Annotated in this window: 22 protein-coding genes; 11 read left to right on the top strand and 11 right to left on the bottom strand. The window is 39.5% G+C overall.

Annotation, left to right across the window (positions count from 1 at the left end):
* Positions 1-46: 46 nt before the first annotated feature.
* The 5 genes from ABJG98_RS08535 (at position 47) to ABJG98_RS08515 (ending at position 4466) form a co-directional block, all read left to right on the top strand.
* Positions 47-646 (top strand): hypothetical protein, encoded by a 600-nt coding sequence (locus tag ABJG98_RS08535; RefSeq protein WP_348279080.1) that lies wholly within the window; start codon positions 47-49, stop codon positions 644-646.
* 65 nt (positions 647-711) lie between these two features.
* Positions 712-2727 carry an OmpA family protein gene (locus tag ABJG98_RS08530; protein WP_348279079.1) on the top strand — a complete coding sequence of 672 codons (2016 nt, stop codon included), beginning with the start codon at positions 712-714 and terminating at the stop codon, positions 2725-2727.
* Between the two features lie 43 nt (positions 2728-2770).
* Positions 2771-3778, top strand: coding sequence for a beta-ketoacyl-ACP synthase III (locus ABJG98_RS08525; protein ID WP_348279078.1), 1008 nt, complete (start codon positions 2771-2773; stop codon positions 3776-3778).
* 181 nt (positions 3779-3959) lie between these two features.
* Positions 3960-4118, top strand: a complete 159-nt coding sequence (locus tag ABJG98_RS08520) for a hypothetical protein (protein WP_348279077.1) — start codon at positions 3960-3962, stop codon at positions 4116-4118.
* Between the two features lie 186 nt (positions 4119-4304).
* Positions 4305-4466 (top strand): hypothetical protein, encoded by a 162-nt coding sequence (locus tag ABJG98_RS08515; RefSeq protein ID WP_348279076.1) that lies wholly within the window; start codon positions 4305-4307, stop codon positions 4464-4466.
* Here ABJG98_RS08515 and ABJG98_RS08510 read toward each other — a convergent pair whose 3' ends face one another.
* A complete protein-coding gene (locus tag ABJG98_RS08510; RefSeq protein WP_348279075.1) occupies positions 4467-5294 on the bottom strand; it encodes an alpha/beta hydrolase in 828 nt (275 codons plus the stop codon).
* A gap of 48 nt (positions 5295-5342) precedes the next feature.
* Here ABJG98_RS08510 and ABJG98_RS08505 point away from each other — a divergent pair, with 48 nt between their 5' ends.
* The 4 genes from ABJG98_RS08505 to ABJG98_RS08490 are packed head-to-tail and all read left to right on the top strand — an operon-like array spanning position 5343 to position 8357.
* A complete protein-coding gene (locus ABJG98_RS08505; protein ID WP_348279074.1) occupies positions 5343-6281 on the top strand; it encodes a phosphoribosylaminoimidazolesuccinocarboxamide synthase in 939 nt (312 codons plus the stop codon).
* Between the two features lie 6 nt (positions 6282-6287).
* Positions 6288-6659 (top strand): STAS domain-containing protein, encoded by a 372-nt coding sequence (locus ABJG98_RS08500; protein WP_348279073.1) that lies wholly within the window; start codon positions 6288-6290, stop codon positions 6657-6659.
* A gap of 2 nt (positions 6660-6661) precedes the next feature.
* Positions 6662-7585, top strand: coding sequence for a ribonuclease Z (locus ABJG98_RS08495; protein ID WP_348279072.1), 924 nt, complete (start codon positions 6662-6664; stop codon positions 7583-7585).
* Positions 7575-8357, top strand: a complete 783-nt coding sequence (locus tag ABJG98_RS08490; protein ID WP_348279071.1) for a queuosine precursor transporter — start codon at positions 7575-7577, stop codon at positions 8355-8357. The genes ABJG98_RS08495 and ABJG98_RS08490 overlap by 11 nt, the downstream gene beginning before the upstream one ends.
* Here the strand turns inward: ABJG98_RS08490 and ABJG98_RS08485 are convergent.
* From ABJG98_RS08485 to ABJG98_RS08470, 4 genes are all read right to left on the bottom strand, one after another.
* Positions 8354-8773 carry a gamma-glutamylcyclotransferase gene (locus ABJG98_RS08485; RefSeq protein ID WP_348279070.1) on the bottom strand — a complete coding sequence of 140 codons (420 nt, stop codon included), beginning with the start codon at positions 8771-8773 and terminating at the stop codon, positions 8354-8356. The genes ABJG98_RS08490 and ABJG98_RS08485 overlap by 4 nt on opposite strands.
* Positions 8774-8856: 83 nt before the next feature.
* On the bottom strand, positions 8857-9465 hold the full coding sequence (locus tag ABJG98_RS08480) for an START domain-containing protein (RefSeq protein ID WP_348279069.1): 609 nt from the start codon (positions 9463-9465) through the stop codon (positions 8857-8859).
* A gap of 10 nt (positions 9466-9475) precedes the next feature.
* A complete protein-coding gene (locus ABJG98_RS08475; protein WP_348279068.1) occupies positions 9476-9886 on the bottom strand; it encodes a hypothetical protein in 411 nt (136 codons plus the stop codon).
* 96 nt (positions 9887-9982) lie between these two features.
* Positions 9983-10555: a Crp/Fnr family transcriptional regulator gene (locus tag ABJG98_RS08470; RefSeq protein WP_348279067.1), complete on the bottom strand. Its 573-nt coding sequence runs from the start codon at positions 10553-10555 to the stop codon at positions 9983-9985.
* Positions 10556-10727: 172 nt separating this feature from the next.
* On the opposite strand from ABJG98_RS08470, the gene ABJG98_RS08465 reads away from it, so the two are divergent.
* Together ABJG98_RS08465 and ABJG98_RS08460 are read left to right on the top strand one after the other, a co-directional pair.
* Positions 10728-11741 carry a hypothetical protein gene (locus ABJG98_RS08465; protein WP_348279066.1) on the top strand — a complete coding sequence of 338 codons (1014 nt, stop codon included), beginning with the start codon at positions 10728-10730 and terminating at the stop codon, positions 11739-11741.
* A 24-nt stretch (positions 11742-11765) separates the two neighbouring features.
* The gene (locus tag ABJG98_RS08460; RefSeq protein WP_348279065.1) at positions 11766-12035 is read left to right on the top strand and encodes a hypothetical protein; all 270 of its coding nucleotides are present in this window, start codon (positions 11766-11768) and stop codon (positions 12033-12035) included.
* On the opposite strand, the gene ABJG98_RS08455 is transcribed toward ABJG98_RS08460, so the two are convergent.
* From ABJG98_RS08455 to ABJG98_RS08430, 6 genes are all read right to left on the bottom strand, one after another.
* On the bottom strand, positions 12032-12892 hold the full coding sequence (locus ABJG98_RS08455) for a nucleoside phosphorylase (RefSeq protein ID WP_348279064.1): 861 nt from the start codon (positions 12890-12892) through the stop codon (positions 12032-12034). The two genes, ABJG98_RS08460 and ABJG98_RS08455, sit on opposite strands and share 4 nt — an antisense overlap.
* Before the next feature lie 33 nt (positions 12893-12925).
* The gene (locus ABJG98_RS08450; protein WP_348279063.1) at positions 12926-13888 is read right to left on the bottom strand and encodes a rhodanese-related sulfurtransferase; all 963 of its coding nucleotides are present in this window, start codon (positions 13886-13888) and stop codon (positions 12926-12928) included.
* A gap of 96 nt (positions 13889-13984) precedes the next feature.
* Complete coding sequence (locus ABJG98_RS08445) at positions 13985-14347, bottom strand: carboxypeptidase-like regulatory domain-containing protein (RefSeq protein ID WP_348279062.1); 363 nt, start codon at positions 14345-14347, stop codon at positions 13985-13987.
* Positions 14348-14395: 48 nt separating this feature from the next.
* Positions 14396-15259 carry a hypothetical protein gene (locus ABJG98_RS08440; RefSeq protein WP_348279061.1) on the bottom strand — a complete coding sequence of 288 codons (864 nt, stop codon included), beginning with the start codon at positions 15257-15259 and terminating at the stop codon, positions 14396-14398.
* Positions 15260-15276: 17 nt separating this feature from the next.
* Positions 15277-15894 (bottom strand): hypothetical protein, encoded by a 618-nt coding sequence (locus ABJG98_RS08435; protein ID WP_348279060.1) that lies wholly within the window; start codon positions 15892-15894, stop codon positions 15277-15279.
* A 16-nt stretch (positions 15895-15910) separates the two neighbouring features.
* Positions 15911-16546, bottom strand: coding sequence for a NeuD/PglB/VioB family sugar acetyltransferase (locus ABJG98_RS08430; protein ID WP_348279059.1), 636 nt, complete (start codon positions 16544-16546; stop codon positions 15911-15913).
* Positions 16547-16574: the final 28 nt, after the last annotated feature.

Here is a 16574-nt window from a genome sequence, read left to right as displayed (position 1 = left end):
GATGGGTTGCATGTTGTTGTTAATTTTAGCGGATAAGTTTAACAAAATGAAAAAATACTTCTGGATTACTTTCTTAATTTCAGGGTTCGTATCAGCGCAAGAGACAGATACTTTAGCCTATGATACGGTAGAAATAGAGCCTCCAGTGCATTACTTAGGATTGTACATTAATGGAGGTCTTAGTTTTGAAGCGAGTACACCAAGGAATAATTTTTTCAGCATTCTGGGCGTTGGAGCTCAGTATGATCGTTGGAGTTTGGACTTTAAGCGCTTTGATTTTCAAGGAACAATCCAATCTTTTGTTGTGTTTCCTAACACATTTGAATTGAAGTACAGATATGCTGGTATCAACCTTGCTTATCAGTTATACAATCAAGACAACCTCGACCTATTTGTTGGTATAAGCTACAATAAGGGTGATATGGTGTGGAGAAATTTGGAAGATGGACAGGATTTTTTGAGAGATGAGTTCAATTTGATCAAAATGGGATTGAGAGGAGAATTTGCAAAGTTTAGATATGTGAAGCCCCATATCTCCATTGGCTACCAAAAAATGAGTAATCTCAATATTAGTCGATTAGAGGAAAATAATTTTTCAGGTCTGTTTGTTGCAGCGGGAATTCGAATGGGTTATTTTAACCAATAACTTATTTATTTATAGAGGTTTAGGGTTATTTAATTAAACTTGTACAATAATAAGAAAAGGGAACTATGATTAGAGTGATTCGTGTGTTTTGTGCCATTCTGTTTATGATAGCATTTGCAGAATTACAGGCACAACGGACGTTTAAAATGTATAAAGATGCTGAGGAGACCTTCTACGAAGAACAGTTTGGAGATGCCTTAGAAAAGTACCTCGCAATTCAGGAAATAGATTCAGGCTACGAGGATATCCAGTATAAAATCGAGATATGTAAGCTCCTTTCTATCACTCAGTATGAAAATATGCTGCCATTCAATAATTACGAAGCAGTAATGGCTGAAAGGGACAAATTTTATTACTACTGGCGAGGTAGAATACTTATGAAAGAGTATGAATTTGAAGCTGCTCTTGAATCATTAAGAAAATTCATACAACTACCCGCAAAAAAAAGTGATGAGATTCTGGCTGAAGCCCGACGTTGGGCCAACTGGGCAACAGCAGCAAAGAAATTTATGGATAACCCAAAATTCTATGAAATTCACTTGCTAGAAGAAGGTATAAACACCAAGTATGCAGAGCTCAGTCCTGTGTATTTTGCAGACAATGAAGAATTAATGTTCTTGTCTAATCGTGATGAATCTAAGCCGGATCAATTTCAGATTTATCATACAAAGCATGAAGGAAGTCGCACATGGTCAGAACCGACAGTACTTTATAATGTAGGCACATTTACCCGAGAGAGTTCCAATATTGAAGTAGTAGCAGAAGATGGTCGATTGTTTCAGTTTAGAGCAGACAAGGGCGGTGATCTATTCTATAGTGAACCAACCGATAGCAAGACAGGATGGTCAGTGCCCCGCGAGTTTGATAGCAAGATATCATCTACGCATCTTAGCTCTCATTTCTTCATTAATGAACATGAGGACCGTATTATTTTTGCGAAAAATGTAGGTAGCAAAAAGGAGCCAAATCTTGATTTATTTCAATCATATCGGGATCATGAAACAGGGGAATGGAGCAAGCCTGCACTTTTTGCCACAACTATTAACAGCGAGTACAATGAGGATAGTCCTTATTTGAGCCCAGATGAAAAGACGCTTTACTTCGCGTCAGATGGGCATGAGACCATGGGTGGGTATGATATTTTTAAGTCGGAGTTTGACCCTGATACACGTACCTGGGGCGAACCCTTAAACATGGGTTTCCCTGTAAATTCACCAGACGATGAGATTCATTTTAAGCTTAATAATGATCAGATGTCGGGGTACTTTACCTCCAATAGGCTCCATACAATAGGGGATTACGATATTTTCTTTTTCTGGGAAATTCATACAGTGAAAATAAAGGGAAGGTTAATAGATGGACCAACAGGCAAACCTATTACGGATGCCAGAATTTTCTTCCGACCAGTTGAGTATACAGATATGTACTTTTTCTCACCTACCGATGCTAAAGGCCAGTATGAAATGGTGATCAATGCGGATGATGTTTATGAGGTCGAGGTGAAGATGGGAAACAACGAAGTTGTCAAGTTAGATGATTTCGAGATCCATGCAACGGGTGGAGCAAATACAACCTATTTGAAGGATTTTTACATTGGAGATGTTCCTCCACCGCCAGCACCAATAGCTTCTACCAGGCCAGCAGGCATTCAGCCCACTGTTCCTGTAAATAACCCAGCACCTCGTCCATCACAACGAAAAGAATCTAAGATTCAAGATTTGGGACGAATGAATAGCACAAGTGATCGTGCAGTAGTAAGAAATATTTATTTCAATTTTGGTGATACGAAAGTATCCGATGAAAGTCTACCTATTTTAAGAGCCATCCTCTCTAAAATGAATGAGTATCCGCAAATGAAGATTGAAATTGCCGGACATACAGATAGTGTGGGCGACGAAAAAACCAATCAATGGATCTCGCAAAAGCGTGCCGATGCGGTAAGAAATTGGTTAATTAAAAATGGAGTTACCAAAGATCGAATGATTGCTAAAGGTTACGGCGAAGCTCAGCCCCTTGCAACAAACGACAATGAGCGTGAAGGGAGAGAGCTCAATCGAAGAATAGAGATTATCATCCGATAATAATTACTCTTTCCTGTATATTTAGATATATAAAATAAATAGCATGTACACCTCAATTATTGCAGGTCTAGGACATTATGTACCCGATAATGTTGTGACCAACGAAGACCTGTCCAAGATCATGGACACAAGTGACGAATGGATTACTGAGCGAACTGGAATCAAAGAGCGAAGGTGGATAGACCCAAAGACTGACGACAGCCCATCCACCATGGGAACCAAAGCCGCCAAGGTGGCAATTTCAAATGCGGGCCTTACACCTGACGACATAGACTTTATCATCTTTGCTACACTAAGCCCGGATTATTACTTTCCCGGCCCCGGTGTAATGGTACAGGAGCAACTTGGAATTAAGGAAATTGGGGCATTGGATGTTAGAAATCAATGCTCTGGATTTGTTTACAGTTTATCAATAGCGGATCAATTTATTAAAACTGGAATGTATAAGAATGTGCTTGTGATAGGTGCAGAAAATCATTCCGGGGGTCTTGAGAGATCAGATAGAGGTAGAGGTGTAACCGTAATCTTTGGAGATGGGGCAGGTGCTGCCGTGGTTCAACGGTGTGAGGATGCCGATCGTGGAATTCTTTCGACACATTTACATTCAGAGGGAAAGCATGCAGAAGAGCTTGCCCTAATAGGGCCAAATACAGGAAGGTGGGTGCCAGAAATAATTGCAGATGGTGATCCGGAGGATTCAAGTTACTATCCTCATATGAATGGAAATTTTGTGTTCAAGCATGCGGTAACACGATTCATGGAAGTAATAGGAGAGGCGCTAGCCACTAATAATAAGAAGCCTGAAGATATCAGCCTGCTCGTTCCTCACCAAGCCAACCTTAGAATCAGTCAATATGTTCAGGCTAAAATGAAACTGACCGATGAGCAGGTTTACAATAACATCATGCGATATGGCAATACCACAGCCGCATCCATCCCTATAGCCATGAGTGAAGCTTTACAAGAAGGAAAAATCAAGAAGGGTGATCTAGTCTGTCTGGCTGCTTTTGGTAGCGGCTTTACTTGGGCTTCCGCGCTCATCAAGTGGTAGCGCATTATATCATTTGATAAAATCCGAATTGGACAAAACGCACGTTTTTATCGACTAATGAAGTCTTAGCAATTCTATAATTGTACTTTATAAAGAACTTATTTAATTATTTTAATTATTAACTTAGAATAGTTAAATTTGTTCTCATCAAAGTATAAATCGACCATAATCATAAATCGAAATGAAATTTGTTAAAACTTTACTCGGAAAGTCAACTGACGAAAACCAACTAAAATTGAAAAAAGAGGCTGGTGGGGATTGGGTTGTGCGTAAAGGATCTACTGTCCTTTATATTGGCTCGAAAGACAAGTGTGAAACTTACATGAGTCACGCGCTTTAGCATCAGCAAAAAGAAAAAACCTAACCTAGAAGGCAATGCACCTCACCAGGCATTGCCTTTTATTTTGGCTTTATTTTAAATAAATAGAAATATTTAAATAAAAAATATAACTATTTATGCAACATTATTGTTATATTTATGTTTAATATATAAATGATACAATTTTTGACTTAAAATAAACTCACTATGAATCTTTTTAGGTTATTTGCAAAGAGAAGCGATAAGGATCGTGTAAAACTGACAAAATCCCAAACAGGTGATTGGATGGTAAAGAAAGGCTTTAGCATCCTTTATATAGGCAGCAGGGAAAAATGCGAGACATTTATGAAACAGACGCTTAGCGTCTAGCTATGGATAATAACTCCGGCCATCTACAATAATGTGGATGGCTTTTATTATCTCTTCCGGATGAGTCCATGGAATGAAGTGATTCACACCTTCCAGAAGGTAGACATCAAGCAAAGAATCCGGAAGCATTTGTTTAGCAAAAGCTGCATTTTCTTTAGGTACCAGCGAATCCTCAGTCCCCTGAATGACGATCGTTGGTATTTTTATGTGCGTCCACATCGGCATCATTTCTTCCAATTCTTTTTGCAATGGCAAAATCTCGTCATTACTCACTTCGAACTCCTTAGGGGTAAAGAATGCACCTAATTTTGTGTCAATCACTTTTCTATACCATTCATCTTCCTCCATTTCAGGATCAATGGATGGAGCAACCAATATCATCCCTAAATATTCTTCAGGAAAATCCATTGTCATACGAGCAGCAACTGGCCCACCCAACGAATGACCAATAAGAACCATCTGCTTCTTTGGAAATAGCTTGAGTACCTCATTGATTTGATACGCTTGCACCTCCATGGATGGCTCAGCTATACCAAAGTCGGATTTGCCAAACCCCGGCCGATCGATAGATATCATATCAAATCGATTGAGCAGTGAGTCAGCTTTGAAGAAGTCTATAAATGCACTCCAGGAACCTGGAGATCCATGTATGAAGACAAGCATGGTATCATGCCCCTGATCCAGATATGCATAGTGAATATTTCGCATATCCACAGTCAAATCTCCAAACTGGATCTCTATAGATTCCAATGATTCTTTCGCTTCCGAATCATCGATTCGAAATTCGCAGGCAGTTAGAATAAGAATTAGAAAAGCAGTTTTTTTCATCGCTTGAATATTCATGCAATCATACACATCGGGCTATATTTGCTGTCTATGTCCCAAGGCATCATTTCTACCAATTTTCAATTTAAAGGACAAACCGGAAAATACACCGGAAAGGTTCGCGAAGTATACGAGTTTGGCGACAAACTGGCTATGATTGCAACAGATCGGATCTCTGCATTTGATGTGGTACTTCCTAAACCAATACCCTATAAAGGTCAGGTTCTTAACCAACTAGCGGCCAAATTTCTTAAAGCAACAAAGGATATTGTTCCAAATTGGGTGGAAGAGATGCCGCATCCCAATGTAACCTTCGGGAAGCGATGCGAGCCGTTTAAGGTAGAAATGGTTATTAGAGGTTACCTGACCGGACATGCATGGAGGGAATATAGAGCTGGCAAACGGGTACTATGTGGCGTGCCAATGCCGGATGGGATGAAGGAAAATGAAAAGTTTGTGTCACCTATCATTACACCGACTACCAAAGCAGATGAGGGACACGATGAAGACATTTCAAGAGAAGAAATTTTGAAGCAGGGAATTGTATCAGAAGCTGATTACCTTCAGCTTGAAGATTATACACGAAAGCTCTTTGAGAGAGGAACAGAAATAGCAGCGGGTCAAGACTTAATATTAGTAGACACCAAGTATGAATTTGGAAACTATAAGGACGAAATCTATCTAATAGATGAGGTACATACACCAGATTCTTCAAGATACTTCTATTCAAATCCTTATCAGGAATTGCTAAAAAACGATCAGCCCCAGAAACAACTTTCCAAGGAGTTCGTAAGACAATGGCTGATCTCAGAGGGTTTTCAAGGTAAGGAAGGTCAGCAAATACCTGAGATGCCGGAGGAAAGGATTGCAATGATTTCTGACCGATACATCGAACTTTATGAGAACATCTCTGGGGAAAAGTTTGTTAAGGACGAATACTCAGATAAATTAGCCCGTATTAAAGAGGAAATAGCCCAAATAGTAGAATAAAGAATTATGGAATTTACAGTAGACAAATACGAAAACTATTCGATAGCAAAAATCAATCAGGAAAAAGTGGATTCTGGAGTTTCTCCTGAACTGAAGTCAGAGTTTATGAACCTTGCTCAGGATGGAGTGAAGAGCTTGATTGTAGACATGGCAAATGTTAAATATGTAGATTCTAGTGGTCTAAGTGCGCTTTTAGTGGGGAATCGTTCATTTAGTGAGTCAGGTGTATTCGTACTTTATAATGTTACCGATCACGTGATGAAGCTAATTTCTATCAGCCAGTTGGACAAAGTAATGACAATTGTAGCCGGACAAGAAGAGGCTGCTGATGCTGTACTACTGGCGGAGATTAATAAGGGTCAAGGCACAGCTGAATAGACTTGAGCCTTGAATTACTAATACTTGGATCTAATTCAGCGGCGTTTGCTCATCGCAGACATCATACCGCGCAGGTTTTCAAACTTCAGGATCAATATTTTCTAATCGACTGTGGAGAAGGCACGCAACTGCTGATGAAGCGCTACAAAGTGAAACTCTCGCGTATCGATCATATATTCATTTCTCACTTGCATGGTGATCATTATTTTGGTTTGATTGGACTTTTGTCCACCATGCATTTGTTTGGAAGAAAAAAAGAGTTGCTACTTGTAGGCCCTCCTGGGTTGAAGGAAATCCTTCAACTGCAAATGAGGCATTCAGAAACTTCACTCAATTTTCACATTCGATTCGTGGAGTTTAAACCAGGAGAATCAGAAATAGTGATGGATCATCCCAAGTTTACAGTAACCACCCTACCAATGGATCATAGGGTGCCATGTTCGGGCTATTTGTTCAAGGAAAAACCGAAGAAGCGAAGGATTAATCGAAAAGTACTAGCAGATGTCCAACTTTCAAATCTTGATATCATCCGATTGAAAGACGGAGAAGACATTATGAATGAAGATGGATCAGTAAAGCATGAAAACAAACTGCTGACACTCGATTCACATCCTAGCTTCAGCTATGCATTTTTCTCAGATACCCGACTGAGACCGGAATTACAGGAAAAGATCAAAGGAGTAGACATGCTCTATCATGAAGCGACCTTCGCCAATGACATGAAAGATAGAGCATTTATAACCTATCATACCACAGCTGAACAAGCCGCTCAATTTGCAAAAGATGCAAAAGTGGGTAAGCTTATCTTAGGCCATTTCTCAGCACGATATAAAGAGCTTGATCCAATCATAAATGAAGCCAGAGCCATTTTTGAACCTTCTGAACTGGCGATTGAAGGAACCAAATTTGTGGTGGATGGGAAATAAGAAACAAAACCTATTCATTATACTGGGCGCAATTTTCTTAACCAATGCGATCCTTGCTGAACTAATAGGTGTCAAGATCTTTTCGTTGGAAGAAACACTTGGCTGGCTACCTGCGAACCTGAACATCTTTGGATACACGCTGGACTTTAACCTCACTGCTGGAGTGATGATATGGCCTGTGGTATTCATTACTACCGATATCATCAATGAGTATTTTGGAAAGGCTGGAGTACGTAAGATTAGCTTCATAGCTGTCGGCTGTATTATGTATGCTTTCCTCATGATCTGGCTGGTGACTAAGCTTAGTCCGGCGGCTTTCTGGTTGGAAGTCAACAATACAGATGCAGAAGGAAATCCTTTCAACATGAATTTCGCCTTCAATAAAATATATACGCAAGGACTTGGTATCATCGTTGGTTCCATCATTGCCTTTTTAATTGGACAGATACTGGATGTGATCATTTTTCAGCGTTTGCGTAAGATCACGGGAGAGAAGATGATCTGGCTGAGAGCAACGGGTTCCACGCTTATCTCCCAGCTCATTGATAGCTTTGTAGTACTGGCAATTGCTTTTTACATCCTGGCACCCGCTGAGAGTCGCTGGGATTTTTCTCAAGTTATGTCTGTCGGCTCGCTCAACTACATCTATAAATTTATCGTTGCGATTGCTTTGACACCTTTGATCTACTTAGGTCATTTCCTAATCGACCGATACTTGGGCAAGGAAGAGGCTGACAAGATTAAGGAAGAAGCGAGTCAGAGTGGTTTTTAATCTTGCGTTGCCGCCTGTTTTATCTCGGTTAGGTAATCCTCTGGAAAATCCAACTGCTTTGCCAAAGCATAAAGGGATTGCGCATAAGCAGTATTTGTTCCGGTCAGGGATGTTGGGGGAAGATTGTAACACATTGCCTTGATGGTTTCATTGCCTTTTAGGATGATTGTGACCTCTTCCGGTATATAATCTGAGACACTAGCCTCAGCATATAAATCCTGTATCTTATCTGCATCAATAGTCATCACGATTCCATAGGCTTTTTCATTCTTGGAGGGAATGAGTGAGGCTCTATTCCCGATTTTTAATGCATAGCCATTCAAATAGCCTTTCCTTGGATTGGTGGCCTTTATGCCATTCTTTACTAATATGACTTCATCCATAAACAGGCCGTAGAAGAATACATGCAAATTCATTTTCAATTTCTCAACCTTTTCAATTTAATTAAACGTACCTGATCTCATCATCCGTTGTAAAGGTAGCTTAGTGATTATGTTTGTTATCTACCATTGAGAATTTCTCTTAACCCATCAAGTGTTTTATAGGGGAGTTCAGCAATTGAATTATTTGCAATCCACGAAGGGATATTATCACCAGGTTCGGAATGAAAAACGTAAGTGACCTCTGTCTTCAGTTCCAGAGGTTTTAATAAGATGTATCCTTCTGCTTTTTTCATCCTCACGATTCCTTTTTTTTCTGGCATATAATTTGGGATTCCCTCAAGGGATATTACAGTTTCATTTGGGTTAGAAGAATTAATTGACATTCTATACACCATATCCCTATTCTTAAAAGGCCATGGAAATATGGTTTCAACATAATTGAATTGAATGTTCTCATCTCGTTTTAAGAGTTTAGATGTTTGGGTATAGCCATACCACTCTGCATAGCTATCAGCATTCTTTAATATTCTGATAACTTCATCTGTAGTCGCCTCTACAAGTACAAATGCTTTAAAAGATTTGAACTCAGAGCCTTTTTCAGCTCTCGTATAAACTACAATCCCATCTTTTCTTTTATCTATTTCCCAAGATGTTTGAGGAAAAGCTTCTATTGATGGGAGTGTCAAGACACTCAATAATAAGAGTAGCGTCTTATGGTAAATCATATTTTTAAGTTTAAAGGATGCTTTCCTTGGTTTTGAATAACCGGAAGAAGTAATACAAGAACAGTAGAGCGAAAATGAAATCACCAATAATGACCACAAAAACAATAGGTCCTGCAATTCCGGATAAATAGAACTTAAGTAGTGAAATGGCAAAACCGATCTTTCCAATTCCACCAACAATAACAATTCCAGTATGCTTTAATGGATTATACGCCACAATGGAATAACCGATAAAATATACGAGAGTTGTCCCCCAGGCACCTTGATAGATTGCATAGTAAAGCGGATCTGTCAATTCTCGATTGAAAAAGCTCTGGAAGGTATAAGCTGTGTTGAAATACCCAAAAATTGCACCTAAAAAATTCCACAAGGCAGAAACGATAAAAAGTGCTCTAAAAAAAACAATTTCTTTATTTTTCATTACAATAAAATTTAAGATCTATAGGCTGTGATAAACTCTATTGCAAAGAAGGAATATTAGAAAGTCCTGTGCATTTACATATGTAAAGAAATAACTCTATTGAGCCATTTTATTCCTTATTCTACTGAGTTGTGTTGGGCTGATACCAAGGTAAGACGCTATATGGTATTGGGGTATTTTTAATTCAATTCCCGGGTATTCTTTTTGCAGAATTAAATAGCGTTTGTCAGCATCGAGGAGGGCCATTTCAATTTCTTTTTTCTCATTACTCAAAAAGTAACCTTCCGCAATAATTCTTCTCAACCTTTCGATCTCAAAGTTGTCTTCCGATATTTTTTCAATTTTGTGAAAGGAGGCTTTCCAGATTTTACAATCTGTTAAGGCCTGTTGAGCTACAGCGTTTTTTTGCTTACTGATGAGTGATGCATACGAGCCAATGATGGTAGGCCCTGAAAAAAAAGTTTTGTTGTATTCTTTCCCCTCACCATTTATGTAATAAGCTCTTACAATACCAGTTTCTAAAAATGCAATTTCTTTTGCGAACTGGCCTTTTCGGACGAAGTATTCACCTTTTTCCAATTCACCGGACACGAAAATCTCACTCATCAAACCCAATGTCTTTTGAGAAAGAGGTATAATACCATTGAAGAATGTAATTATGTTTTCCATAATTTCTCATGTGTAAAACACGGTCTTTTAAAAGTACTTGAAAACCTACAAATATGCGCATGACACATTTGCAGCTAACCTTTTTTTAGCGGATATGGTCGTCTAGAAACATTTGTGAACGTTTTAGTCATTCTCCCCAACTTCTCACCGCATCCTATCGTATCTTTCCTTCATGCGTATATCCATTGTTTTACTCTTATTAGCCTTTGGTATTGCAGCCATGGTTATCCTTCCATCTGGGAAAAATGAATTGATCAATGGCGTAAGCCTGGTAAACCCACCCAGAGTAATCAGTGTCGATGAAATGGGTGAGGTAAAGCGTATCAATGCTGGCTGGGTGGCTGTGATACCATATGCGTTTTCACGCTCAGGAGAACCCGCTGTTACTTTCGAGCACGATGGGCAATGGTGGGGAGAGCGCAAAGTAGGATCTTGTAAGCTCATCGAATATGCCAAGTCACACAACCTCAAAGTGATGCTCAAGCCACATGTTTGGGTAAGAGGAGAAGGCTGGACAGGCGATTTCAAGTTGTCTTCAGACGTGAACTGGAAGATTTGGGAAAAAGACTTCTCGGCCTATATCATGAATTATGCTCACGTTGCTGATTCTCTAGGCGTAGAGATGCTTTGCATTGGCACAGAGTATCGCATTCCTGCCAGGGAAAGACCTGAATTTTGGCGTGGAATGATTAAAGACATCCGAAAGGTTTACTCAGGAAAACTCACCTATGCGTCTAACTGGGACAACTATGAAAACATCACTTGGTGGGATGCGGTCGATTATATAGGCATAGATGCCTATTTTCCTTTGGCTGAGGGTAATCATCCAGCTATTGAAGAAATAGAAGAAGGGTGGAAGCCTATAAAAAATCGGCTATCAGCCTTTTCACAGAAATGGAATAAACCTATTCTGTTTACCGAATATGGCTTTCAAAGCGCTAATGGTGCCGCAGGAAAACATTGGGAGCTGGATAAGTCGAGCGAGAATACCAATGAGCAGCTTCAGGCAGACGCGTATGAAGCTACCTACCGGGCATTGATAAATGAGCCTTGGTTTAGAGGTGGATTTCTATGGAAGTGGCATTTTACCTCTCGCGGAGGTGGTAGGTGGCGTGGTACTGAGTGGACGCCTCAAGATAAGCCTGCAGAGGAGGTGATTGCACGCTGGTATGGGAAAAACCATTAATTTTCTGCTTACAACCGAAAACCTATGAGTGAGCAGCGAAAAGTAGAAGACATTCTTTCAGAGCTTGGAAAGAAAATCGATCACCTAGTAGGTGAGACCAAAAAGGCTGGAAATAAAGTGACTGAAGATATGGAAAAGCAAATTCAGAAGCTCAGAGCACAAAAAAACAAGCTAGAAGAAGATATGAAAAATCAAACTTCTGGTTCAGGTGAAAAGTGGGAGCAAGCTCGCGACCATATGAATGATGCAGCAGCAGCTATCAACAAAGCAATTGGAGTTTTCTTCAAAACCTAGATTCGATCCAATACCTTTTTTATTAAGCTGTCAATGACCTTGTTAGGGTCTTTAGCAAATTGTCCTTTGACGCGATTGGCCATTATCGCATTCAAGCTTAACATTTCATGGCCTAACAACTTGGCGAAAGCATAATACCCAGCTGTTTCCATTTCCAGATTGGTTAGCCAAACATCTTCTTCGTGGAAATACTGCATCTTTTCAATGATGTCTTTGTATCGGATCGGTATTCTAATTTCCCTTCCTTGAGGTGCATAAAAGCCGGGGCATGTCACTGTATTACCTGCTATCGTGCAGTCTTTAAATTTTTCAAACAACGAAGCTGACCCCTTGAAACAATACGGTGTGTAATGCAGGTTTAGCTCTTCGCGCAGTTTCTTGATGATTCGTTTTTCAATACCTCTATGCTTGTACTCATAAAACTGGATGATAGTATCCAGCCCAATTGCATATTCTGTAGCCAGGTGGCTTCCAACTTTAATGTCATCGCGGATGGTCCCTGATGTACCAATACGAATGATTTGTAGCTTCTTTTTTCTGGGTTTGGGAACACGATGCACTAAGTCAATATTGAACAAGGCATCAAGCTCTGTCATCAGAATTTCTACATTATCCGTACCCATGCCGGAGCTGATGACGGTAAGGCGTTTTCCTTTATATTTTCCGGTATGTGTAATGAACTCTCTCTTGTTCATTTCAAAGTCTACAGAATCGAAATGTCTGGAGACGCGATGCACCCTGCCAGGATCACCTACTACAATGATTTTATCTGAAATATCCTTGGGTCTAAGGCTCAGATGATAGACGCTTCCGTCAGGATTTAGAATTAGGTCTGTCTCAGAATATGTATGAGGCATGGCTGGTTAAAAGCTAAAGCTTCCTAAAGGTAATTAGGAAACTTGATCTTTCTTCCTTTTCAGGCCTTTGTATGGGTTGTACCCATTCATTTTTTTCTGATAAAAGCCAGTTCCATCATATGGACGACTATCTGGGTTGTTCATGCACTCTTCTGAGCAGGATCCCTTATAGATTTCAGCACCCTTTTCACTCATAGGAATGTGTTTGTTACAATGCGGATTGGCACAATTGACCATTCGATCACATGGCTCATCCGTTACATAGCACCTTGAAAGGATTTTAGGATTTACAGAATTAACTTCTTTGACAATACGATTGTCAAATACATAGCACTTTCCTTCAAAGTCTTCACCATCTGCTTCTAGTCCATATTTGATGATGCCTCCATGTAATTGGTGCACATTTTCGAATCCTTGCTCCAGCAAGTACGCGCTTGCTTTTTCACATTTGATCCCACCAGTGCAATAGGTGACAATCTTCTTGTCTTTGTATTTTTTGAGTTCTTCGATCTGCTCAGGGAAATCCCGAAAATTATCAATATCCAGTGTGATGGCATTTTTAAACTTACCGATCATGTGCTCATAATTGGAGCGTACATCAAGTATGATGGTATCTTCTGGTGCCTCTTTCAGTATTTTCCTGAACTCTTCTGGCTCCACATATCCGCCAGTTTTTTGTGTTGGGTCTACATGTTTGAGCGAGCTATGCACAATTTCGGATTTCACTCTCACATGCATCTTTTCGAAGGCAGGCTGATCGTTGGTATCTACTTTGAATTCAGTATGAGCAAAACGCGGGTCGCTTGTAACTGCATCCATGTATTTTTCACATGCTTCTTGAGTGCCGGAAACGGTTCCATTTAATCCTTCGGTAGCAACTATAATACGACCTCTTAGATTTAGATCCAGGCAAAGTTTGTGATGTTCTTCCCTAAATTCTTCAGGGCTTTCAATCTTACTATAACAGTAATAGAGTAATACGTAGTGTCTTTTCATAATAACCAGGCCCTGTTTCAGCAGGGTGTTAAAACGGGGCAAAAATAAATTTTTATATAGAGAAAGCCTGAGAATTAGTAAAATCTACTGATTTTGCTACCTAAGCACTACAATGACTTTATTGATTTTACCTTTTGCAAGCGAACCAGTTTGTACACCTTCACCATCGTTTTTCAGCTTGTCTTTACGTACATCCAAAAAATACGGTTTGGTTTCGAGCCCTTTAAATTTATAGATACCCTTCTTGTTGGACTTTCCTTCGATTAGTTTGTTCGAATTGTTTTCATAATCCTTTGCGGAAGAGAAAATAGTTATAGAGGCACCTTCAACTGGATTACCCAGATCGTCCACCACGGTTACATGAAGTTTTGTTTTGAGCACTTGAATAGGGGCCGAAGCAGTACTCAATAAAAAAATCAGAGAGAGGCCTGTTAGTACTAAGATTGAATGTTTTTTCATTTTCATATTATTTGGATTGCATAACGAATTCTACAAAAAAAGTTGTCTCTAATTGAGCTGAATAATGAGGTAATTTCCTGCCTTCCAGAATTCCTTTTTGTCAATAATGGTTAGTCGCCCATTCCCATTTTGATATTGGATTGAAAAGCTGTTTTTTGGGTGGGTTGTTATCAGTTTTATTTTAGCAGCATTGAGGTTGAGGAGATGAGTTTGATCTTTCTCGATTTGCTGAAAGTTTACCTCATCATTTTGGGCATTTAAAACTTTAACTCTGCCAATTCCAATAAAGCCGCCTTCTTGGTTTACAATTCCTGATTTTTTGAGTTCTTTACTTGTTCCAGTAAAATAGTATGCTCTATTCAGCATTTTCCGGAGTTCTTCAGTATAAGCCTTTTGTTCAATGTAGATTTTTTCTAAATCTTCAATCTCGATTTCAAGCTCTTTTCTTTTGTTATTGTGATCTTGTTCTTTTTGAATCAAGGTTCGGGCACTTGCTTTTAATGACCTATCCAACGTGAGAATTTCATCACTTTTGTTTTGACTGTCTTTTCTCAAATCACTCAAGTTCCGATCTAAAACCTGAATCTTAAGATTTGTATTGCTTATGATGTTATCTATGAAATGGATTCTGGACTTAATCCGTTCTTCAGCTGCTTTATCTTGAGGGGACTCACTTTTAAGTTCATGGATAAGTGACCAGCTAAGCTCAATTTTATTCAGGTTGAAGTCTATTTCTTCAAGCGTTCGCCGATAGCCACTAATAGAGGCTTCTTGCAAGCGTTGCTTGTTTTTGAGTGCTTTGTTTTCATTCTTAAGCGCTGCAATTTCCTTTTGCAAGGACTCGGTTTCAGCTTTATCTCCGCAAGAGATAGGTAGGAAAGCAAGCATAAGTGTAATGATGGAAAACCTCATCATTACAAGTTAATCCATCATTTCTGAATTATGCTCTCAATTCTCAACTCTTTGAATAGTCCACGGGCATAGGTAGGAAGGAATTGATTCAATTCAGAAGGAGCAAAGACGGTGGAGCGCCCGGACCAGACAAGCTTCCCACCTTTGAGTTCATAAAAGTTAGTCTCAATAAAATATCTCGTATTTCTGGTGAAATATCCTTGTCGATACACCAGATCGTAGGTTCGGAAAAAGTAATTTCCAAATCGATTATAATAGAGAAGTGGTTCATAATCTGCAGAAGGAGGTACATATCTTTCCTCATTGATATCTACAAGAGCTACCGTAATTACACCATCAAATCCATTATTTCGTAGACGCTCCTTTGCTCTTTCCACATCTTCAAAAGGTTTGCCCAATTCTGGAGGAAACATGGACATTCCATTCACACATTTAAGTGTGGCTTTCTTACCAGCATAGACCACCTCATTCTCAACTTCATTCCTAAGATTAACATTGTTGACAAGTCCCATGATCAGCACGTTAGTGAATTTTCGATCATATTCTTCGGTGGTGCTCCAGGTCCGCATCAACCCCTCAGGGACACAACTATTGAGTAGAAATACGGTAAAGAGAATTAAGATTTTTGATTTCATCCGCAGAAGATACTAATTACTTCACCTCCACTGCAGGATTTCCAAACACAGTTTGACCCTTTTTCACATCGCTAACTACGACAGAACCGGCACCTATTCTTGCTCCCTTACTTAGTGATACACCGGCAACTACGGTTACACCAGATCCAATGAAGACTTGATCTTCGATTTTTACTTTGGTGTTGATGATTGAACCGGCACCTATTTGTACGAAATTTCCAATCTCCACTTCCTGCTCTATGATCACTTTTGAATTAATCACATTATGATTTCCCATTTTTGAATCATTGGAGAGCACAGCCCCAGCATTCACAAAATTGCCATGACCAATCCCGAAAGATTCAGATATTGAAGCGGACTGATGCACTGCATTCATTGGCATTACTTTCCTGGTTTCAATCAGATATTCGACATATTTCTTTCGCAAGGAATTGTCGTCAGTTGCAACGAATGCTTCACACTTTTGTCCAATCAGCTTTGTGAATCCGTGATCGTCAGTAGCACCAAGAACTGAGACGGTATTGATTTCGGTATCATGCGTCTTTTCATCATCATCCAGGAATCCATAAACAACGATGTTGTTGGAGTTGAATATTTCTAGGGCAGCTTTAGCTAAGCCCGTGGTTCCAAAAATGATTACTGGTTTTTCCATGTCCTACTTTGTTTGAAGGCGCAAAATT

This window comes from Ekhidna sp., assembly GCF_039960695.1.
Classification (GTDB): domain Bacteria; phylum Bacteroidota; class Bacteroidia; order Cytophagales; family Cyclobacteriaceae; genus Ekhidna.
This window is presented reverse-complemented; position numbering and strand designations above follow the sequence as displayed.